We start from the raw sequence: 20777 nt of genomic DNA on the forward strand, positions 1-20777 counted from the left end.
CATTCTCCGCCGTCGCCCCTCACGCCCTCGCCTTGATCGCCGCCTGCGCCGCTGACAGCCTCGCGATCGGCACACGGAACGGCGAGCAGGACACGTAATCCAGGCCGACATCCTCGCAGAAGTGGATCGAGGTCGGGTCGCCGCCGTGTTCGCCGCAGATGCCGAGTTTCATGTCGGGGCGGGTGCGGCGGCCGCGTTCGGCCGCGATCCGGATGAGTTCGCCGACGCCGTCGAAATCGAGCGAGACGAAGGGGTCCTGGATGATGATGCCTTTCCGCTGGTAGGTCGGGATGAAGCGGGCGGCGTCGTCGCGGGACATGCCAAATGTGGTCTGTGTCAGGTCGTTGGTGCCGAAGGAGAAGAATTCGGCGGCCTCCGCGATGATATGGGCGCGGATGGCGGCACGGGGCAGCTCGATCATCGTGCCGACGAGATAGGAGATTTCGAGCTTTGCCTCGCCCATGACTTCGGTCGCGACGCGGTCGATGACGGCCTTCACATAGTCCAGCTCGGAGCGCAGGCCGACCAGCGGCACCATGACCTCGGGCACGACCGGGGCGCCGGTTTCACGGGCGGCGGCGACCGCGGCCTCGAAGATGGCGCGGGCCTGCATTTCGGCGATCTCGGGATAGGAGATGGCAAGCCGGCAGCCGCGATGGCCGAGCATGGGATTGAACTCGTGCAGCGCGTCGATGCGGCGGCGCATGAAGCCCGGCTCCAGCCCCATGGCATTCGCCACTTCCTCGATTTCCTCGTCCGACTTGGGCAGGAATTCGTGCAGCGGCGGGTCGAGCATGCGGATCGTCACGGGAAGCCCGTGCATGATGGTGAAGAGCTCGGTGAAATCAGAGCGCTGCATGGGGAGAAGCTTGTCGAGGGCTGCGCGGCGGCCGGCCTCGTCTTCGGCGAGGATCATCTCGCGCATCACATGAATGCGCTCGCCTTCGAAGAACATGTGTTCGGTACGGCACAGGCCAATGCCTTCGGCACCGAAGGAACGGGCGGCGCGGGCGTCGCCCGGTGTGTCGGCATTGGTGCGCACGGTCATGCGGCGGGCAGCATCGGCCCAGACCATCAGCTGGGCAAAATCGCCCGAGAGTTCCGGCTGGAGCATGGGCACCTCGCCCTTCAGCACCTGGCCGGAGGAGCCGTCGATGGTGACGATGTCGCCTTTGGTCAGCGTGACGCCAAGGCCGATCAGCTTTTCGTTGCGCAGGTCGACGCGCATGGTGCCGGCACCGGAGACGCAAGGGATGCCCATGCCGCGGGCGACGACCGCCGCATGGCTGGTCATGCCGCCACGGGTGGTGAGGATTCCCTGGGCCGCATGCATGCCGTGAATGTCTTCGGGGCTGGTTTCGACGCGGACCAGGATGACCTTGCGGCCCTCGTTTTCCGCCTCCACGGCCTCTTCCGCCGTAAAGACGATGGCGCCGCTCGCCGCCCCCGGCGAAGCAGGCAGGCCGGAGCCGATGACATGGCGTTCGACACGCGGGTCGATGGTCGGGTGCAAAAGCTGGTCGAGCGAGGACGGCTCGATGCGCAGCACCGCTTCCTGTTCGCTGATCAGGCCTTCCGAAACCATGTCGACGGCGACCTTCATCGCGGCCTTGGTGGTGCGTTTTCCAGCACGGGCCTGCAGCATCCAGAGCTTGCCACGTTCGATGGTGAATTCGAGATCCTGCATGTCGCGGTAATGCGATTCGAGCCGGTCGCAGATCGCCTGGAATTCCGCGAATGCCTCGGGCATCAGCTTTTCGAGCGAGGGCTTGTCGGAGCCACTGTCGATACGGGCGGCCTCGGTGATCGATTGCGGCGTGCGGATGCCGGCGACGACGTCTTCGCCTTGCGCATTCACCAGGAATTCGCCGTAGAGTTCCCTGGCGCCGGTCGAGGGGTTGCGGGTGAAGGCGACACCGGTGGCTGACGTCGAGCCGAGATTGCCAAAGACCATGGTCTGGACCGTGACCGACGTGCCCCAGGCCTCCGGAATGTTGTGCAGCAACCGGTAGGTCTTGGCGCGTGGGTTCATCCAGCTGGAAAAGACCGCCCCGATCGCGCCCCAGAGCTGAACATGCGGGTCCTGTGGAAAGGGCTCTCCCAGTTCCTGCTCCAGCATGTCCTTGTACAGCTTGACGACATGCTGCCATTCGACAGCGGACATTTCCGTATCGAGTTCATGACCCAGGCGGGCCTTCTCGTCTTCGAGGATCTCCTCGAAGACCTCATGGTCCAGCCCCATGACGACATCGCCATACATCTGGATGAAGCGGCGATAGCTGTCCCAGGCGAAGCGGGCATCGCCGGAGTGGTGGCCGAGCGCTTCGACGGTGTGGTCGTTGAGGCCGAGATTGAGGACAGTGTCCATCATGCCGGGCATGGAGGTGCGCGAACCAGACCGTACCGAGAGCAGCAGCGGATGGCTGGTGTCCCCGAAGGCGCGGCCTGTGGCAGCCTCGATGCCGGATATGCCCTGCAGCACCTGGACCTTCAGGTCGTCACACAGGGTCTTCTCGTTCTTGTAGTAGAGGCCGCAGGCATCTGACACGATCGTGAGGCCGGGCGGCACCGGCAGACCAAGCGCCGCCATTTCGGCGAGATTGGCTCCCTTGCCTCCCAGTTGATCGATCTCGGTCCTACTCCCCTCGGCCACTCCCCCGCCGAAGGTGTAAACCCATTTGCGCATCGCCCTCTCCACCCGAACAGGCTTGTTTTTCCATCGTTTACAGCAAATGTGACGGATTGGAAACGTCACCCGCTCAAGATTATGCTGCGATGCATCATAATTGCGGCAGTTCGGACCGAACAGGCTCACCACCCTTGTGGCTTTTCGTCAGCATCCGGGATGCTCGAGGCGCCGACAGCCGACGGCTCGTGTGCGCTCCGGCAGATGCGATCCTGTGGAAGATTGTAACGGCTCATCACGCATTGCGATGAACCGTCACTTAAAATGACCGGAGAATGCGCTCCGGGATGATGCACTGCGGCTCAGTCTTTGCTAGTGGGCATGCACGCCAATTGTAATTTGGAATCAAAAATGACACTGACCAGCCCGGTTTCCCTGACTGAGATCCCGCACAACAACCTTTACCGCCAGGGCGACGTCTTCGTCCTGTTCGGCGAATTGTTCGGCCGCGGCTATGTCACGGGCCTGCTCGATCAGGCCAAGAAGGCCGGCATGGAGATCATCGGGATCACCGTCGGTCGCCGCGACGAGAACAACAAGCTGCGTCCGCTGACGGAGGAAGAACTCGCCCAGGCGGAAGCCAATCTCGGTGGACGGATCATCAACATCCCCGCCATGGCCGGCTTCGATCTCGATGCGCCCGAGGGCGAAAAGACGCCGACCGACCTTCTTGCTTCGCTGACGCTGGAAAACTGGGAAACGGAAAAGCTCGACTGGGCGCATATCGAAAAATGCCGCCAGGTTGGCGTTACCCGCTTCCAGAAGGCGGTTGCCGATATCATGGCCGAGCTGGAAGGCATGATCGCCGACGGCAAGAACGTGCATTTCGCCCACACCATGGCCGGCGGCATTCCGAAGGCGAAGGTCTTCCTCGTTCTCGCCAACCGCATCTACAAGGGCCGCGGCGCGCGCCACATGTCCTCCCAGGTTCTGCTCGACAGCGATCTCGGAAAGCTGATCCTGCAGAACTTCGACGAAGTCTCGGCCCACACGTTCCGCCACCTGATCGAAGGCAGTGCCGCGATCCGCGCCCGCATCGAAAAGAGCGGCGGCCAGGTGCGTTATTCGGCCTATGGCTATCACGGCACGGGCATCCTGATCGGCGACGAATACCGCTGGCAGACCTACACGAATTACACCCAGGGCTATGCCAAGATGAAGCTTGAGGCGATCGCCGAGGAGGCTTTCGCATCGGGTATCAAGGCGACCGTGTTCAACTGCCCCGAGATCCGCACCAATTCGTCCGACGTCTTCGCCGGCATCGAACTGCCGCTTCTGCCGCTCCTGAAGGCGCTGAAGAAGGAAAACGGCGGCGCGCGGGCCGAGAAGGTCTGGGCTGATTGCCAGAACCTTCTGGTCGAGGGTGCAACCATCGACGACGTGCTCAAGAAGATTGCTGACTTCCAGGCCAGCGACGTGATGATCCCGTTCTACGACTTCAACAAGTGGCCAATGCCGAACAGCCAGGGCCAGTCGGACATCACCATCGGCACTTCGCAAGAGATCGCCCAGATGCACAAGGACGGCAAGGCGCTGATCTCGGACTATCTGAGCTTGCTCGTGGTCGAGGCAACCGGCGCGCTGATCTTCGGCGAAGTGGCTGATCCGTCGGCGCCGGTGCTGTGGCTGAACCACGACATGGTGGCGCGGCAGATCAATTCGGCCGGGTGAGCGATTAAGGCAGTCGCCAGTCGCGAACAGGATTATGCCGGGAGCCTTGCTTCCGGCATTTTCGTTTTTTCTCTGTCGTCATGCCGGGCTCCGTCCCCGGCATCCGCCATCGTCAGACATGGTGGGCCGAGCGGCGCAGATCCCAGGCCCAAGGCCGAGCATGACGATGTTGTCGAGCCGCCCTCCCGCCGGTGATTGATGCCAGTCAGGTTGACGCGCCCGATTGCCGACATTTCCCGAGGCGAACCGATCGCGGACCCGGACGACTGGACTTCCGCCTTCGATACTGCCACGCCGTTGGCTGGTCATCAGACAAGCCGAGTCATGCCGATGCATTTCCAGCCGCAATATCGCGTCTATATCGCCTTTTTCCTCTTCGCCATGTCGACGGGCTCGCTGTTCTCGCGGCTGCCCGATCTGCAGCTGCAGCTCGGCGTCAACAAGGCGGAGCTGGGGCTGACCCTGATCGGCATGGCGATCGGTTCGCTGATTTCGCTGACGCTCTCGTCGCCAGTCATCGTCCGGCTCGGCTCGCGCATGACGCTGGCGATCACACTGCTCGGCGTGATGACGCTGCTCTCCGTCATCCCGCTCCTGCCGTCCGCTCCCTTCGTCTTTGCCACGCTCCTGGCTGTGGGGCTTCTGGCCGGTGCACTGGAGATCTGTCTCAATGTCGAGATCGGCCGCATCGAAGCGCAGGCGGGCTTCGGCATCATGAACCGCGCGCATGGCTGCTGGAGCCTCGGTTTCTTCGTCACTGCGATGACTGCCTCGCTGGTGCGCCAGGCTGAGGTGACGATGCAGGTGCATATGCATGTTTTGCTCGGGCTGATGTTCGTCATCGGCGCGGTCACGATCGCGGGCATGAAGAACGCACCTGTCCTGACCACAGCCGGAGCCGAAGCCAAGGCGCCGCATTTCGCGCTTCCGACGCTTTCGCTCTTGCCACTCTGCATCATCGGCACTTCGGCCTTCCTCATCGAGGGGGCCGGCATCGACTGGTCGACGATCTACATGGAAGAGGTCTTCAACGTTTCCCCCTTCGTCTCTGGCTCCGCGCTGACGCTGTTTGCCTTCTTCATGGCACTCGCCCGGCTCACAGTCGATCCGGTTGTCGATCGCTGCGGCGCACGGCTGGTCGGGCGGGTTCTGCTTTCCGTTGCCGCGGCAGGGATCGCCCTGGCCTGGATCGCGCCCTCCCCTTCGCTGGCACTTCTCGGCTTCGCGCTGATGGGCGCCGGTTGCAGCGCCGTCTACCCGATGGCCGTCTCGGCCGCCGCCCGGCGGACCGACAGGCCGGCCGTCATCAATGTCGCAGCGATCGGCCAGATGGCCTTCGTCGTCTTCTTCCTCGCCCCGCCCTTGCTCGGCTTCGTGGCTGAGGCGTTCGGCATCCGCAATGCCTATCTCGCCTGTCTGCCGCTGGTCTTGGGATCGATCTTTGCGAGCGGTTCACTTCCGGTCGGCCCGGCTCGCCGGGAGAAGGTTGCGGCCTGATGCGTCAGCGCGTGAGGAAAGCCAGTTCCTCCGGCGTCGGATCGCCGAAGATCTTGATGCCGAGCTTCGCGTCCGACACGTAAAGCAGCGCCCTCTTGCCATCCTCGGAATAAAGCACCTTGAGCCAGCTGCTTTCGCAGGTCCGGGGCTCGCAGGCGCGGAAGAGCTGCATGCGCTTGTCTCTGACCTTCACCTCCTCGGAAGCGAGCGCCACGTAACGCGGCTGGCGCACCAGGGCGCGCACCCAGAACGGCAGCCCCGGCTGCCCCTTGATCATCTCCATCAGACTGTCGCGATGGGCAGGCGACGTCGCCAGCACGCTCGGCAGATAGTTGCCGGCAAGCGAGGTGGAGAGCTGGGCGTGGAGGGGGGCAACGCCAAGGCCCAGCAGGAGGCAAACGGTGGTGAGGTAGATTTTCACACCAGATCCCTTTCGCGCAGCGCCTCCGCCGTCTGCAGGTCGACGGAGACGAGTTGGCTGACACCCTGCTCGGCCATGGTGACGCCGAAGAGGCGGTTCATGCGGGCCATGGTGATGGGGTTGTGGGTGATGATGACGAAGCGGGTCTCGGTGGAGGCGGCCATTTCGTCCATCAGGTTGCAGTAGCGCTCGACATTGTGGTCGTCGAGCGGTGCATCGACTTCGTCCAGCACGCAGATCGGCGCGGGGTTGGTCAGGAAGACGGCGAAGATCAGGGCCATGGCGGTCAGAGCCTGTTCGCCGCCCGACAGCAGCGTCATGGTCTGCGGCTTCTTGCCCGGCGGGCGGGCGAGGATTTCGAGGCCGGCTTCCAGCGGATCGTCGCTTTCGATCAGCTGCAGTTCGGCGGTGCCGCCATTGAAGAGGTGGGTGAAGAGGCGCTGGAACTGGGCGTTGACCACGTCGAAGGCGGCAATCAGTCGTTCGCGGCCTTCGCGGTTGAGGCTCTGGATGGCGCCGCGCAGCTTGCGGATTGCATCGATGATGTCATCGCGTTCCTTGATCAGGGCGGCGAGCTTGTCCGACAGTTCCTTCTGCTCTTCCTCGGCGCGCAGGTTGACGGCCCCCAGACGCTCGCGCTCCATCTTCAACCGGTCGAGATTGCGCTCGACCTCGCGCAGGTCGCCGATCTCGCTCTGATCCTTGAGGCCCGTCAGGCGGAAGGCCTCGTGCGGCTCGACGCTCAGTGTGTCGCGAATGCGGGTTTCGGCTTCGATGCGCCAGTCGCGGGCGGAAACGAGGCGTTCTTCGGCGCGTCCGCGCTTTTCTCTGGATTCGGCGAGTTCGGCCAGGGCTGACGCCGCCTTCTGGTCGGCCTCGCGCTGGCGGGTTTCGGCCTCGATCAGGCGATCGGCGGCGTCGCGGCGGTCCTTCTCTGCCTTGTCGAGGGCAGTCATCAGGTTGCGGCGTTTATCCTCGAATTCGTCGGGCGCCATTTCAAGATCGGTGATTTCCTCGCGGGCTTCGGCCTCGCGCTCGCGCAGCGTCGCGATATGCTCCTCGGCCGATTTTGCCCGGTTCTGCCAGTTCTGCTTTTCCTGGCGGATGGAGAGGATGCGGCGGCGGCGCATCTCGTCTTCGCGGGCAAGCCCCTCGAAACGGGCGCGAGCTTCGGCGAGCAGGCCACGGTCGCGTGCGACGACAGCTTCGGCGTCGCGGAGGCGAGTGTCGAGGGCGGAAAGGTCTGGCGTTTCCTCCATCTCGATGCGGGCGGTTTCCTCCTGCTCGACAATCTCCTCGATCTGGGCCTTCAATCCGTTGACGGCCTCCTCGATGACCTCGCGGCGGCGGATGAGATCTCCCGAGGCGCGTTCGGCCTGGGCAAGGGCGTCGCGGGCTTCGGCGAGGCCTCGGACCGTCAGGCGGCTGCGGTCACGGGCATCGGTGAGGCGAGCCTCTTCAGCGCGAATGGAATCGGCGGCCTCAGCCAGACGGTCTTCGGCCTCGACCATCTGATCGCGGGCTTCCTCGGTCTCGATCTCGATCTCGGCAAGCCGGTTCTTCTGGGCGAGACGCAGGGCGGCGGCGCTTGGTGCATCGGCCCCGGTGACATGGCCGTCCCAGCGATAGACGGCGCCGTCGCGGGTCACAAGCCGCTGGCCGGGGGCGAGTTCAGGCATCAGGGCGAGCGCATCGGCTTCCTCGACGACGCCGATCTGGCGAAGCGCCCGGGTCAGTGCTGCCGGTGCCCGGACATGCGTGATCAGGGGCTTGGCACCCGACGGCAGGGCCGGATCCCCTGCCCCGTCGCCATTGCCGTGCCAATGGGCGGGGGCCGTGGGATCGAGGGCGCTGTCGAGATCGTCGCCGAGGGCGGCGCCGAGAGCGGTTTCATATCCGCGATCGACGGAGAGTTCGTCGGCGACAGCCGGGAAATCGCCCGTGGTCGTGCTCGCCAGGATCCGGGCGATGGTGCGGGCTTCCGTCTCCAGCCCGTTGACGCGGGCGCGGGCGGCTTCCAGCGGCTGGCGCAGATGACCTTCGGTACGGCGGGCCTCGGTCAGCGCGGCTTCCGCCTCCATGGCTGCGCTCTCGGCGTCGGCGACAGCCTGTTCGGCGATCTCGACCATTTCGCGCTTTTCGTCCGGATCGGGCAGAGCCGCAATGCGGTCGGAAATCTCGGAAAGCTCGCGGGAGGCCTCCGACACCTGACGCTCGAGCCTTGCACGACGCTCGGTCAGATCGCGGATGGCGCGTTCCAGCTGATTGCGGCCGGCAGCGGCTTCGGCACGCTCGGCGGTGAGACGGGTGAAATCGCGCTCGCTGTCGGCAAGTGTCGCGGCAGCGGCCTCAAAGGCGTCCTTCGCCTCTTCGGCAAATCGCCCGGCATCGGCGAGGATATCCTCGAGCTCGGCCTCTTCCTCGGCCAGGCGATTGATGACCTCGGCGTTTTCGGAGACGAGGCGCTCCTCGCGGCGGATGTCCTCGTCGAGCTGGGCGAGACGGCGGGTGAGTTCGTCGCGGCGACGCAGGATGCGGCTTGCTTCCTCATCAAGCTGCGAACGGGCGATTTGCAGTCGCTGCAGCGCTGCCGCACACTTCGCCTCCTCCTCTCGCAGTTCCGGCATCTTCAGGCTCGCGACCGCCTGGAGCTTGGCAGCCTCCATCTGATGGTTCGCCTTCTCGGCAACCAGAGACATGGCCTGGTTCAGCGCGCTTTCCGCCTCGCCCTCGGCCCTCTTCGCCTCTGCCCAGCGGATGTGCAGCAACATGGCGTCATGAGCGCGAATATCGGCCGACAGTTGCTTGAATCGGTTGGCCTGGCGGGCCTGACGCTTGAGGCTTTCGATCTGGCTTTCGAGCTGGGCGGTAATGTCTTCCAGCCGCTCGAGATTGGTTTCGGCGGCGCGCAGCCTGAGTTCGGCCTCGTGACGGCGGGAATGCAGGCCGGAAATGCCGGCGGCCTCTTCGAGCAATTGCCGACGCGCCTGAGGCTTGGCCTGGATCAGTTCGCCGATGCGACCCTGTCCGACCATGGAGGGCGAGCGGGCACCGGTCGATGCATCGGCAAACAGCAGCTGCACATCCTTGGCGCGGGCTTCCTTGCCGTTGATGCGATAGACCGAACCATTGCCGCGCTCGATGCGGCGGGTCACCTGGATCTCGTCGGCATCGTTGAAGGCGGCAGGAGCCGTACGGTCGGAATTGTCGAGATAAAGGCCGACCTCGGCCGAGTTGCGGGCCGGGCGATTGCCGGAGCCGGAGAAGATGACATCGTCCATCCCGGACGCACGCATGTTCTTGTAGGAATTCTCGCCCATGACCCAACGGAGTGCCTCGACGAGATTCGACTTGCCGCAGCCGTTCGGCCCGACAATGCCGGTCAGGCCGCGTTCGATGACGAATTCGGAGGGTTCGACGAAGGACTTGAAGCCGACAACGCGAAGGCGGTTGAATTTCATGGCATCATCCCAGGCAGGACGGCATGAAAAACGGGCGCACGGATTTTCCCGGCGCCCGTCGTCAGAACGGAGCGTCGATCAGAGCAGGCTGTCGATGAGGGCCGACATGGAGTCAACCGACATGTCCCCCGAATAGGCCTTGCCATTGATCAGGAAGGTCGGAGTCGACTGAACACCGAATTCCTCAGCACCGCGATCGCGGACTTTCGACACATCACCGGCAAGCTGTGCGTTCGTCAAGCAGGCGTCGAAGGTCTCCTGTGTAAAACCACCGAGCTTTGAGAGCTGCAGCATGGCGCCACGGACGTCGCCGTCACCAGGAGCGGCCCAGGTGCGCTGCTGCTTGAGCAGCATGGAGACGAAGGGGAAGTACTTGTCTTCCGTGGTGCAACGGGCGAGCATGAAGGCGGCGAGCGAAGCGGTGTCCTGCGGGAAAGGGAATTCGCGCAGCACGAAATAGACCTTGCCGGTATCGACATACTTGGTCTTGATCGCCTCGAAGGTGTTTTCGTGGAAGTTTGCGCAATGCGGGCAGGTCATCGACATGTATTCAATCACCTTGACCGGCGCATTCGGATCGCCAAGTGCCATTTCCTTGAGCGGGCCCGGCTTCAGGGCCTCTTCCATATCGACATCGCGATCGGCGGTCGGGATCTCGGCGGACGTGGTCGAGGCCGTGGTCTCGTTGCTGACGGCCGGTTTGGCTTCAGCGCTGGCGGCCTTGTCTTCTGCGTCGCTGCAGGCGGTGAGCGCGAAGCCGACGGCGGCGATGGCAATGCCGCCGAGCAAACGGCGCTTGGTGATCGAGAGTTCGGAAGTCGACATGGGTCAGTTACCTGCTTGCAAGTGTCTTGGATGGGTCCACCGTTATAACGGCAAAAGGCGGCAAACAAGGCAGGGTCCCCCGCGAAAAATCAAAGTTCCGTGACCTTTTGCCGCCATTTGCCACGCGGGCACGGGGATTGGCGTTGAGCCACGACCGGATCGGCGGCCCGATCTGGTCTTCGGAACGCCGTTGGGGAGGCATCCGCGCATCGCATTGCCAGAGCACATCCGGGCGGATAACAATTCGAGCCTCGACCGGGCGACGCCAGGATTGCCACCAGGCTTGGCCGGATCGAACGCATCCCTTTCCTTCGAACAACAGTTTGCCTTGCATTAAAAATTTTTGACCGTTCACAATTCGAGTTTGTTTTCAGATGGTATTGCCGAAGAGCCGGGGCGGATTTTTCCTCGCCGCACACACGTCGGGCATGGCTGTTGCCGCGCTTTGCCTGGCCATGCCGGCACTCCCGGCCATCGCCCAGCAATCGCAGAATGTCGCGCCGCAAACGGGCAATGCCTCGCTGGCGGGGATCCAAGCCCAGCGCAAGGTTCTCTTCGAGCGGATGATGGCCGCCCCAGACGAGCTCGACACGGCCTTTGAATACGCCGCCCTGTCGTCGCAGGCAGGTGACCTGGAAGGCGCGATATCGACGCTGGAGCGCATGCTGATCTATGCGCCCGGTCTGCCCCGGCTGCAGCTCGAACTCGGCGTGCTCTACTATCGTCTCGGCGCCTATGAAACGGCGCGGCAGTATTTCGAGGGCGCCAAGGCTGCAGGCGAGGTCCCGCCGGAGGTTTCGACAAAGGTCGACCAGTATCTGGCGGCGATCGAGCAGAAGGGCGCGCGATCGCAGCTTTCGGGCATGATCAGGACCGGGTTGCGCTACCAGAGCAATGCCAATGCGGGTCCCTCCAATTCCACCGTCACATTGAACAGTCTCTCCTATACGCTCGATGATCTGAGCGTGGCAGCCGAGGACTTCAATGGCTTCGTCAACGGCACACTTCGCTATCGCCACGACACCGAGATCCAGGGGCTATCGCTGGAAGCCGGGATTTCCGGCTATGCGGCGGGATATCGCAACCGCGACACGCTGAACACAGCAGCCATGGAGGCCTATGCCGGCCCGGTCTTCGATCTCGGCCGATTCGGGCTGGACGACCGGTCGATCTCGCTGATGGTGTTGACCAGCGGCGTGCTGATCGAGGGAGAACGCTATCTTGCGTCTGCCGGGATCTCGACCAATTTCGACTGGCAGGCAACACCGCTCGACAGTCTCTCAGCGAGCCTGCAATTTCGCCACGAGACCTATTCCAACACCACCTCGCGCCAGACCGCCGACCTGCAGACCGGCAACCGTTTCGACGCGCAAGCCTCCTGGTCGCACAACCTTGCCGAAGATTTCAGCCTCACCGGCCGGGTGTCCGCGACACGACGCGATGCCGAAACGGGTTATCTCTCCTTCAACGAGGTTGGTGGCGCGATCTCCGCGGCCTATCGCCATGCGGCGCTGATCGGCGCTGGACCGGCCTGGATCATCGGGCTGGAGGCGGCAGTGGCGGGTCGCGCACATGACGATCCCGACACCATGATCAATGTGGCCGAGCGCCAGCGCGACACCGAATTCAGCCTCAACCTTCGCCAGATCACGCCGTTCAACGAGCGCGTGGCCCTGGTGACAGAGGGTGGCTACCGCAAGGTCTGGTCGAACTACGACATCAAGGCCTTCGACACCATATCGCTGTCGATCGGCGTCCAGGCCGTCTTCTAGGAGCATGACGATGAAAACGAAGAAGCATCATGTCCTGCTCCTGGCCTCCGCTGCGCTGCTTGTGCTTGCGACGTCTCCTACGCGGGCAGAGGCTGACGTCGCGGGCGTGACCGCAGCTGTCAATCCGAAGGTGACCGCCTTCGATGGCACGGGCAAGCCAAGGCTGATTTCGCTCGGCGATCCCGTCATCCGCCATCACCGGATCGAGACCGGCAGCGGAGGCCTGGTGCAGATCCTGCTCGCCGACGGGACTTCCTTCACGATCGGGCCGAATTCCTCCGTCGTGATCGATAGTTTCGTCTACGATCCGGAGAAGAATACGGCCTCGCTTGCCGCCACCATGACCAAGGGAGCGCTGCGTTTCATTGGCGGCAGGGCCTCCAAGGCCAGCGGCAATGTGAAGATCGACACGCCGATCGGCACGGCCGGCATTCGTGGCGCCGTGGTCGACATCAATCTCAACGGGCAGACGAGCAATGGCGAGCCGCTACCGCCGCATATGACGCTGGTTTATGGCAAGGAAGTACGGCTTAGCGGCCAGGGCGCACCGCAGCGCCTGTTCAAACAGGGCTTCTCGATCATCGCCGGCGACGGCCAGCCGCGCATCCAGCGTACGCCACCGCAATGGGTGAGCGGGTTCCAGCAGGCCCTCGCCGGGCGCCCCGGGCAAAGCGGGGGCGCGAACAACAGACCGACGAACCAGACAGTCGCCACCAGCACTGTCGCCCGAAGCAATTCGGCGCATTTGCCCTCGGAGAATACGATCCCCGTGCCGCAGCCGCGGCCGGTTGTGACGACGCCGGTCGGGAACATGTCGGGTGATTCGCAGCGGGATGTGGGTCCGCGGCCGCAGGTGCCTGATGGTGGCGGACTCGCCGTTTCGGTTCTCTCGCCGGTGGAAACAGACGGTGGTGACGGAGGGCCCGGCTCGAGCGCCGTCAGGCTGGAGCAATTGCGCGGCACACTGAGCCGTAGTGCGGGCGGCACGCTGACTGGCACCGACCGCGCGGGCAACGACGTCACTTTGCCCGCACTCCCATCGGCCAGTGTGCTGACGAAGCAGTCCGTGACCGGGGCGGTCAACGGCACGATGGCCAGCGGGACGGCCTATACCGGGAGCAGCGGTTTCTTCACCTACATGCTGAGCGCCGGGAGCGCCGAACCGCATGCCGTCTACGTGGTCGGGGGCACGCCGGCAGATGCGCGCAAGACGCTCTCGACAGAGGAAATCCTCTCCTATGTGCTGGAGCCGGACCTTCTCGCCGCACTGATGAACGGGGACGGCCAGACCATACCCTTCACCGGCAGCTTCATCGACAGCGGTGAAGCCGTGGCCAGCGATCTGCTTGCGGGCGGTGTGAGCGATGCGAGCGGCGATGTCGCGGGTCGCGCGCTGCAGGCTTCCCTCGTCATCAATGGCTCCGGTGCCGGGCAGACGAGCGCCATCAACATCCTGAGCGGCAGTTTCGACGCTTTGCCAGACGGTGGTTACGGGCTCGTCGCCTCGACGGCCGGATCGAGCCGGACCGATGCAATCGGCGGCGCGACCAATGGACAGGGCAAGGCCGCAAGCATCGGCTCGACGGCGGGCAAGGACCATTTCCTCGGCGCCGACGGCGAATATCTGGTCCTCGCCGCCGGTACGATCGGTGAGACGGGAAGCGATTTCGCAACACCCGAATTCAAGGGATATGAGCAGGTTCATGTGGCGAGCCGCGACGATGCGGAAACGACCGGCGCGCGCCGAACCTTCGACGAACAGACCATGACAGGATTTTCGTCGGGTGTCGCAACAGCCGGGGGAAACAGCACGGTCGCGCGCGGCAGTACCAACCTCACCTTCGACGCTGAAAAGGGCACTTTCGAGGGCCGTATCAGCACAGGCAGCGACGACAACTTTGCCAAGTTTGATGACGACGGCGACAGAAGCTATCTCTCCGATCAGCTGATTGCCGGCAGCAGCGCCAAAGACGGCTCCTACCTGGTCTCGTCGGCCGTCGTGCCGGCGACGATCTTCGACAGTGGCGACAGCTCCGCGATCTGCAATGCCTGCGAATTCATGACCTGGGGCTGGTGGGGCCGCAATGTCCATGGCGAAATCAACCACACCGTCCATCTCGGAAACTGGATCATCGGCAAGCAGCCTGAAAACAGCGCGATCCCCTCCTTGGGAACCGCCACCTATAACGGCAATGCGGTGGGGACGGTCGTGAATGGCAGTGCGCAATACATCGCGACCGGGGCGATGACCTCGACGATGGACTTCGGTTCACGCACCGGCACCGTTGCGGTCTCTGGCTATGACAGCAAGACCTTCAGCGCCGATGTCAGCTTCGGCAATGGGGCGGCCACCTTCAGCGGCAGTTCGAGCAGCGGTATTGCGACAAGCGTCACCGGCGCCTTCGCGTCCGACGGGACGGATCCGGTCAAGGGCATCATGGGCAATTTCACGGCGACAGATGGCAACTGGTCGTCGACCGGCATCTTTGCCGGCAGCAAGTAAGTGCGGGTCATGAGCGAGCCCCGCACGCCACTCCGCCGTCTGTCCTCGTCGCAGCGGCGCAAACTGGGCATAAGCCTCATTGGTGCGGCAGCGCTGGTTGCCGTGATCACTGCCCATGCGGCGCTCGCCCCACAGGCCTTCCGCCTCACGGCACTGGTTTTCGATGCCTACCAGGCGGCAAAGCCACGTGCGGCGACCGATCCGCCGGTGGCGGTCATCGACATCGACGAAGCCTCGATCCGCCAGCTCGGTCAATGGCCGTGGTCGCGCCGGACCGTGGCGGAGATGGTGACGCGGGCAAGCAGCTTCGGAGCGGCCGCTATCGGCTTCGACATCGTGTTTTCAGAACCGGACAGAACGGCGCCGGCACGCCTCGTCGAGGAGATGCGGCAACAGGGTATTGCGGTGGAGATCGATTCTGACCTGCCGGACCCGGACGCCCTTCTGGCGGCGGCGGTGGGCTCGAATGCTGTGGCCCTCGGGATCGCGCTCAGCAACGAGACAGTGGCGCCGGCGCCGGACCCCAAGGCAGGTTTTTCCTTCCTGGGCGCCGATCCACGGGCGCGCCTTCCTTCCTTTTCGGGCGCTCTCTCCAACCTGCCCGAACTGACCGAGCGCGCGACGGCAATGGGATATTTCTCCTTTCCACCTGCCGCCGACAACATCATCCGCACTTTCCCGCTCGTTTCGAAGAGCGGCGACAAACTGTATCCGGCGCTGTCGATCGAGACACTCCGGATCGCGCAAAAGTCGGGCTCCTTCGTCCTGCGCTCGGCGGGTAGCGAGGAAGGCGCGGCAATCACGGATCTCCGGGTCGGGGCGCTTGATGTACCGCTGTCTGCCGATGGCGAGATCTGGATCTACTATTCCGGGCTACCGAACATGCCGATCATTTCGGCGGCCGATCTCTTCGATCCGGCCAAGGCCGCGAAGATCATGGGGCAGGTTCAGGGGCGCATCCTGCTGGTGGGCACGAGTGCCACGGGACTGCGCGACATCGTGGCGACGCCGGTCGATCGGGCGATGGCCGGCGTGAAGGTGCATGCGGAGATCATCGACCAGATCGCGAGCGGCGTCTTTCTGCAAAGGCCGGACTGGATGATCGGCGCGGAACGGGCAGCGGCGGTCGCAGCCGGCCTTCTGCTGCTTCTTGCTTTCGCAACCGCCACTCCTGCCCTTTCGGTCCTGACCGGCCTCCTGCTGATTGTGCTCGTTGCCGGCGGCTCGTGGCTCGCGTTTGCGAGAGCCTTGACGCTCTTTGATCCCTTGTTGCCGATGGCAGCACTCGGCGCGGTGCTGCTGACAGCCCTGCCGCTGCTGCTGATGCTCACCCACCGCGAAAAGCGTTTCGTGCGTGAGAGCTTCGGGCGTTACCTCTCGCCGACACTGGTGGAGCGGCTCTCGGAAAACCCGGAAGGCCTGACGCTCGGCGGTCAGGACCGGGAGCTGACCATCCTCTTCTCCGACATCCGCGGTTTCACTACGCTTTCGGAGAGGCTGACGCCGACCGAGCTCACGGGGCTCCTCAACAATTTCCTGACGCCGATGACCGACGTTCTCCTGAAGCGCGAGGCGACGATCGACAAATATATCGGCGATGCGGTCATGGCCTTCTGGAACGCGCCGCTGGACATCGCGGACCACCCGCAGAAGGCCTGCCTTGCTGCGCTCGACATGGTCTCTTCGCTGGAACGCCTCAACCGCGAGAGCGGCATTGCGCTGAAGATCGGCATCGGCCTCAACACGGGCATGGCCTGTGTGGGGAACCTCGGTTCGGATCAGCGTTTCAGCTATTCCTGCCTCGGCGACAGCGTCAATCTCGCCTCGCGCGTCGAGGGCATGAGCAAGCATTACGATGTCCCGATCCTGGTGACGGATGCGGTTCGGACGCGAACGACAGGCTTTCTGTTTGCCGAGGTTGACCGGGTGCGCGTCGTCGGACGGCAGGCACCGGTGACGTTGTTTGCGCTGATCGGGGTGGCGGACGAAGTCTTAGGACAGGTCCACGACCTGGTTCGACGGCACGATGATTTCATCGCCGCATGGCAGGCGGGCGAACTGTGCGTCGCACGAGAGAGGCTGGAGGTCCTGCGGGCAATGCCGACGAATGCCCTGTCCGGCACGCATGCGCTCTACGCCGAGCGCCTTGCGGACCTGCCCGAGACTGCATCGGAAGGCTGGGACGGCGTGTTCACGGCGAGCAGAAAGTAGTCCCGTCACGCATTCAACGCCTGGCCCATCTGGCTTGCAAAGTGAAGGGGCCTGGCGAAACCCGCCGGCGAGGGATCGGAAACCCTATTTGCGTTTTGCCTGCAGTACAGCGGTGCCCAGCCGTTCCACGGCGCGGCGGAGGTTTCCGTCCTCGATCCCCTCCATCATCGCTTCCAGTCGTCGGGCCTTCTCGCCTTCGAGCTTTCGGATCCGGGGTCTGACGCTCGCGGCCGAGACGGGTTTCTGAACGATGCGAACCTGACCGATCGCGGGATAGCCGAAGAACCCGTTGATGCGGGCGATCAGTTCGCCCTGGGCGTGGGAGAGGAAAAGCGCCCGGGCACCTTCGCAGGCAATGGTAAGCACACCCGGGCGGTGGCCACCATCCTCCGGCAGATCGGAGCGGCGCGGCCAGGCGATCTTTTCCGGCCGCGTACAATCAGCGAAATTCTCGCCGACGATATCCTCCCAGGAGCCGAGGAGAGCCGTATTGATGCCGGCGCGCCGCGCCAGAACGGGATCGACGATCCCGTTGGCGATCTCGGCGATCTGGTTGGCACCATAGCGGTTAGGCTGATCCTTCGACATCGTCACTCGCTTTCGGCGTGGCCGATACGGCAATCACCATCCCGCCCCAGAGGAAAAGGGCATTGTAGATACCGTGGCCAAAGATCTGGTTCACCATCCCCCCCCATACATAGACGAATATCAGCATGATCGCCATGAACAAGCGCGGGCGGTACAGTTCATCCGGCGGACAGCGCCAGGCAATCCACACGGGCGACAGAAGCAAAAGCACCATGACCACGAGACCGAGGATACCATTGTCGAAGGCAGCCGTGATGAAGCCATTGTGCCAGTGATTGTAGTCGTAGCCGAGGAGGCCGATGAAATGGCGCCTATTCTGGAAGCCGTGGCCGGCAAAGGGTGCGTCCATAACGCCGGCCAGACCATGAACCCACATGGTCAGCCTCTGGGTGTAGGAGTTGCCGAGCGCGGCAGCATTGTCCCGCTCGACATAGACGGCCCAGAGATCGGCAAAACGGTGCCAGCTGTCGGAGAAATAAACGCCTAACCCGGCCAGGACCAATACACCCAGGGTAACGGCACCGATCTGCCAGATCGTCATGCGGTTGCGGAAGAAGAACATCCAGAAGAGCGCAAGTCCTACAATCGGCACCGGCATGATGCTTTTCGTCTGCGAGAAGAGCACGCACAGGAATCCGGTACAGAAACCTGCAGCGGCCAACCACCGGTGACGCTTATCGGGATCATTGAGCCCAAGGAGTGCGTAGCAGGAGAAGATCGCCCCCATCGCAGCAAAGGGAATAGCATTGCCGGTGCCAGCTTCGGCCCGCATGTCCAGAACGAACCCTTGATAAAATGCGATGGGAAAGGTCACGAGGCCCCAGGCTGCCGAGGCGATCCAGACCGTGCGCAGAAGGCGTTCGCCAGGCACGACCGCGAGCCGCGCAGCGACGAAAAACGGCAGGACGAAAATGATGTGTTTGAGGGGCTGGCTCCACTCATTACCGGTCGTGGGGAAGTAGGTCCCATAATGCAGCAGAAAATAGGCGAGCTGAATGAGGAAATAGATAGCCGATAGGGCTACGAACAAGCCGATGGCGCCGTCCAGTCTCGGTTTCAGGGTACCCGTTGCCATGTAGACCAGTGCCAGAGCTGCAGATGCGATGAAGGTCAGATGCATCACGGCGTTGTCGATGGCCGACAGGCTCAGGATCACGAAGAGAGCCAATACCGTATTGCGCTCAAGGGCAGAGGATTGTAGCTGCATGGAATCTCCGGAGCATCACTGACGGGTCTTCACCGTCCGCTGCCCGGTCTAGACGCATCGGGGTTGCCGTTCAACCAATGAAGCAAGAAATGAGCGCTACACTGCTCGCCTGGTATGACCGGCATCACAGGGAACTGCCCTGGCGGATCTCGCCGGCCGCAGCGAAGCGTGGCGCAAGACCTGATCCCTATTTTATCTGGATGTCCGAGGTGATGCTGCAGCAGACAACGGTTGCGGCGGTTAAGGCGTATTTCGCCAAATTCGTGGCCCGCTGGCCAACCGTGAAGGATCTGGCGGAAGCGCCCAGCGAGGATGTCATGGCTGCCTGGGCGGGGCTCGGATATTATGCACGGGCGCGGAACCTGAAGAAATGCGCGGAGGCCGTCGCCTTCGCGCATGGCGGCGTCTTTCCCGACACGGAAGAAGGCCTGAGGGCACTGCCCGGAATCGGTGACTATACATCCGCCGCAGTCGCTGCGATCGCCTTCAACCGGCCCTCGGCCGTGATGGACGGCAATGTCGAGCGGGTGATCTCGCGGCTCTTTGCGATCGAGGCACCGCTTCCGGGGTCGAAGCCGCAGATGAAGGCAAAGGTGGCCGAGTTGACACCGACCGATCGGCCAGGCGATTTCGCCCAGGCGATGATGGATCTGGGGGCGACGATCTGCACGCCGAAGCGTCCGGCCTGTGCGCTCTGTCCGTTCAATGAGGTCTGTGTGGCGCTGGCGACGGACGAGCCGCAGCGCTTTCCGGTGAAGGCCCCCAAGAAGGCAAAGCCGGTGCGGCTGGGGGCGGCCTTCATCGCGGTCGATCGCGCGGGCCGGCTTCTCCTGCGCAAGCGGGTGGAGAGCGGGCTACTCGGCGGCATGACGGAAGTGCCGACGACGGACTGGAGCTCCCGGCAGGACGGCGAGACGGGCCTGGATTCGGCCCCCTTCCCGGCCGACTGGCAGACGGCAGGGGCAATATCCCATGTCTTCACCCATTTCGAGCTCAGGCTCTCGATCTTCCGGGTCGGGCCGATCGACGAGCCACCCGGAAATCACGGTTTCTGGGTGCCTGTCACCGAACTTGATGGTCAAGCGCTGCCGACTGTCATGAAGAAGGCAATTGCGGCGGCTATCCCAACCGCCTTTTCAACAGCCAAGGGTTAAACCATGACCGAAATCCGCCATATCGTCTTCGACATCGGCAAAGTGCTGATCCACTATGATCCCGATCTGCCCTTTTCGCGGATCATCCCCGACCGGAAAGAGCGGGCGGATTTCTTTGCACGGGTCTGCACCCATGACTGGAATATCGAACAGGATCGCGGTCGCAGCTGGCGGGACGCAGAGGCTTTGCTGATCGCAGAGTTTCCGGAGAAGGAAGCGCATATCCGCGCCTTCCGCAAACACTGGGCCGAGATGGTGCCGCATGCCTATGAGGACAGCGTCGCCATCATGACCTCGCTGATCGATGCCGGCCGCGACGTGACCATGCTGACCAATTTCGCCGCCGACACCTTTTCCGAAGCGCGCAAAATGTATCCCTTCCTGAACCTGCCGCGCGGTGTCACCGTCTCGGGCGAGGTAGGTCTGATCAAGCCTGATGTGGCGATCTACGAGCGGCATGCGGGGGATTTCGGCCTGTCACCGGCGCATTCCCTCTTCATCGACGACAGCCTGCCCAATGTCGAAGGGGCGCGTGCTGCCGGATGGCAGGCGGTGCATTTCACCGGGGCGGAAAAGCTGAAGGCGGATCTGGGGACCCTGGGTGTGATGGCCTGAAAAGGCACTGGCGCGGGTGGAGTTGGCGGACCCCTGCCCGCGCCAGATCGATCCCTAAAGATCGAATGCAGCTGAATTAGGCGCTTCGACTTGCTCGAAGCTGATCACAACTGCATGATGTTGTTCTAACATTAATGATTGAGAGCAGGCCGGCGCAGGCAAACGC

13 protein-coding genes are annotated in these 20777 nt (G+C 63.4%); 7 read left to right on the forward strand and 6 right to left on the reverse strand.

From position 1 onward, the window contains the following. Window positions 1–19: 19 nt before the first annotated feature. Window positions 20–2686, reverse strand: a complete 2667-nt coding sequence (gene ppdK / locus LJE98_RS00160) for a pyruvate, phosphate dikinase (RefSeq protein ID WP_229572717.1) — start codon at window positions 2684–2686, stop codon at window positions 20–22. A 357-nt stretch (window positions 2687–3043) separates the two neighbouring features. Here ppdK and LJE98_RS00165 point away from each other — a divergent pair, with 357 nt between their 5' ends. Both LJE98_RS00165 and LJE98_RS00170 read left to right on the forward strand, forming a co-directional pair. Beyond that, complete coding sequence (locus LJE98_RS00165) at window positions 3044–4357, forward strand: enoyl ACP reductase FabMG family protein (RefSeq protein WP_229573845.1); 1314 nt, start codon at window positions 3044–3046, stop codon at window positions 4355–4357. A 330-nt stretch (window positions 4358–4687) separates the two neighbouring features. Beyond that, window positions 4688–5854 (forward strand): MFS transporter, encoded by a 1167-nt coding sequence (locus tag LJE98_RS00170; protein WP_229573847.1) that lies wholly within the window; start codon window positions 4688–4690, stop codon window positions 5852–5854. 4 nt (window positions 5855–5858) lie between these two features. On the opposite strand, the gene LJE98_RS00175 is transcribed toward LJE98_RS00170, so the two are convergent. From LJE98_RS00175 to LJE98_RS00185, 3 genes are all read right to left on the reverse strand, one after another. Then, window positions 5859–6275 carry an Ivy family c-type lysozyme inhibitor gene (locus LJE98_RS00175; protein WP_229572718.1) on the reverse strand — a complete coding sequence of 139 codons (417 nt, stop codon included), beginning with the start codon at window positions 6273–6275 and terminating at the stop codon, window positions 5859–5861. Continuing rightward, entirely contained in the window at window positions 6272–9736 is a 3465-nt protein-coding gene (locus LJE98_RS00180; RefSeq protein WP_229572719.1) for a chromosome segregation SMC family protein, read from the reverse strand. The genes LJE98_RS00175 and LJE98_RS00180 overlap by 4 nt, the downstream gene beginning before the upstream one ends. Window positions 9737–9814: 78 nt before the next feature. Then, window positions 9815–10561, reverse strand: coding sequence for a DsbA family protein (locus LJE98_RS00185; protein ID WP_229572720.1), 747 nt, complete (start codon window positions 10559–10561; stop codon window positions 9815–9817). Between the two features lie 374 nt (window positions 10562–10935). Here LJE98_RS00185 and LJE98_RS00190 point away from each other — a divergent pair, with 374 nt between their 5' ends. From LJE98_RS00190 to LJE98_RS00200, 3 genes are read left to right on the forward strand one after another with little or no spacing between them, the layout of a single operon-like run. Then, window positions 10936–12333, forward strand: a complete 1398-nt coding sequence (locus tag LJE98_RS00190) for a tetratricopeptide repeat protein (RefSeq protein ID WP_229572721.1) — start codon at window positions 10936–10938, stop codon at window positions 12331–12333. A gap of 10 nt (window positions 12334–12343) precedes the next feature. Then, window positions 12344–14836 carry a FecR domain-containing protein gene (locus LJE98_RS00195; protein ID WP_229572722.1) on the forward strand — a complete coding sequence of 831 codons (2493 nt, stop codon included), beginning with the start codon at window positions 12344–12346 and terminating at the stop codon, window positions 14834–14836. 9 nt (window positions 14837–14845) lie between these two features. Then, window positions 14846–17047 carry a CHASE2 domain-containing protein gene (locus LJE98_RS00200; protein ID WP_229572723.1) on the forward strand — a complete coding sequence of 734 codons (2202 nt, stop codon included), beginning with the start codon at window positions 14846–14848 and terminating at the stop codon, window positions 17045–17047. 84 nt (window positions 17048–17131) lie between these two features. Here LJE98_RS00200 and LJE98_RS00205 read toward each other — a convergent pair whose 3' ends face one another. Together LJE98_RS00205 and LJE98_RS00210 are read right to left on the reverse strand one after the other, a co-directional pair. Then, window positions 17132–17635 (reverse strand): DUF721 domain-containing protein, encoded by a 504-nt coding sequence (locus LJE98_RS00205; protein ID WP_229572724.1) that lies wholly within the window; start codon window positions 17633–17635, stop codon window positions 17132–17134. Further along, complete coding sequence (locus LJE98_RS00210) at window positions 17616–18842, reverse strand: O-antigen ligase family protein (RefSeq protein ID WP_229572725.1); 1227 nt, start codon at window positions 18840–18842, stop codon at window positions 17616–17618. Before LJE98_RS00210 ends, LJE98_RS00205 begins: the two co-directional genes overlap by 20 nt. Before the next feature lie 89 nt (window positions 18843–18931). On the opposite strand from LJE98_RS00210, the gene mutY reads away from it, so the two are divergent. Together mutY and LJE98_RS00220 are read left to right on the forward strand one after the other, a co-directional pair. Further along, entirely contained in the window at window positions 18932–19996 is a 1065-nt protein-coding gene (gene mutY / locus LJE98_RS00215; RefSeq protein ID WP_420710070.1) for an A/G-specific adenine glycosylase, read from the forward strand. Window positions 19997–19999: 3 nt separating this feature from the next. Continuing rightward, entirely contained in the window at window positions 20000–20611 is a 612-nt protein-coding gene (locus LJE98_RS00220) for an HAD family hydrolase (RefSeq protein WP_229572727.1), read from the forward strand. Window positions 20612–20777 lie beyond the last annotated feature (166 nt).

The organism is Rhizobium sp. 'Codium 1' (assembly GCF_020889605.1).
GTDB classification, from domain to species: Bacteria; Pseudomonadota; Alphaproteobacteria; order Rhizobiales; family Rhizobiaceae; genus Allorhizobium; species Allorhizobium algae.

What these genes read in the sequence shown, in the direction of transcription:
- ppdK (WP_229572717.1), bottom strand. Translation starts at nt 2,686, where the DNA reads ATGCGCAAATGGGTTTACACCTTCGGCGGGGGAGTGGCCGAGGGGAGT.
- LJE98_RS00170 (WP_229573847.1), top strand. Translation starts at nt 4,688, where the DNA reads ATGCATTTCCAGCCGCAATATCGCGTCTATATCGCCTTTTTCCTCTTC.
- LJE98_RS00180 (WP_229572719.1), bottom strand. Translation starts at nt 9,736, where the DNA reads ATGAAATTCAACCGCCTTCGCGTTGTCGGCTTCAAGTCCTTCGTCGAA.
- LJE98_RS00185 (WP_229572720.1), bottom strand. Translation starts at nt 10,561, where the DNA reads ATGTCGACTTCCGAACTCTCGATCACCAAGCGCCGTTTGCTCGGCGGC.
- LJE98_RS00190 (WP_229572721.1), top strand. Translation starts at nt 10,936, where the DNA reads ATGGTATTGCCGAAGAGCCGGGGCGGATTTTTCCTCGCCGCACACACG.
- LJE98_RS00195 (WP_229572722.1), top strand. Translation starts at nt 12,344, where the DNA reads ATGAAAACGAAGAAGCATCATGTCCTGCTCCTGGCCTCCGCTGCGCTG.
- LJE98_RS00200 (WP_229572723.1), top strand. Translation starts at nt 14,846, where the DNA reads ATGAGCGAGCCCCGCACGCCACTCCGCCGTCTGTCCTCGTCGCAGCGG.
- LJE98_RS00205 (WP_229572724.1), bottom strand. Translation starts at nt 17,635, where the DNA reads ATGTCGAAGGATCAGCCTAACCGCTATGGTGCCAACCAGATCGCCGAG.
- LJE98_RS00210 (WP_229572725.1), bottom strand. Translation starts at nt 18,842, where the DNA reads ATGCAGCTACAATCCTCTGCCCTTGAGCGCAATACGGTATTGGCTCTC.
- mutY (WP_420710070.1), top strand. Translation starts at nt 18,932, where the DNA reads ATGAGCGCTACACTGCTCGCCTGGTATGACCGGCATCACAGGGAACTG.
- LJE98_RS00220 (WP_229572727.1), top strand. Translation starts at nt 20,000, where the DNA reads ATGACCGAAATCCGCCATATCGTCTTCGACATCGGCAAAGTGCTGATC.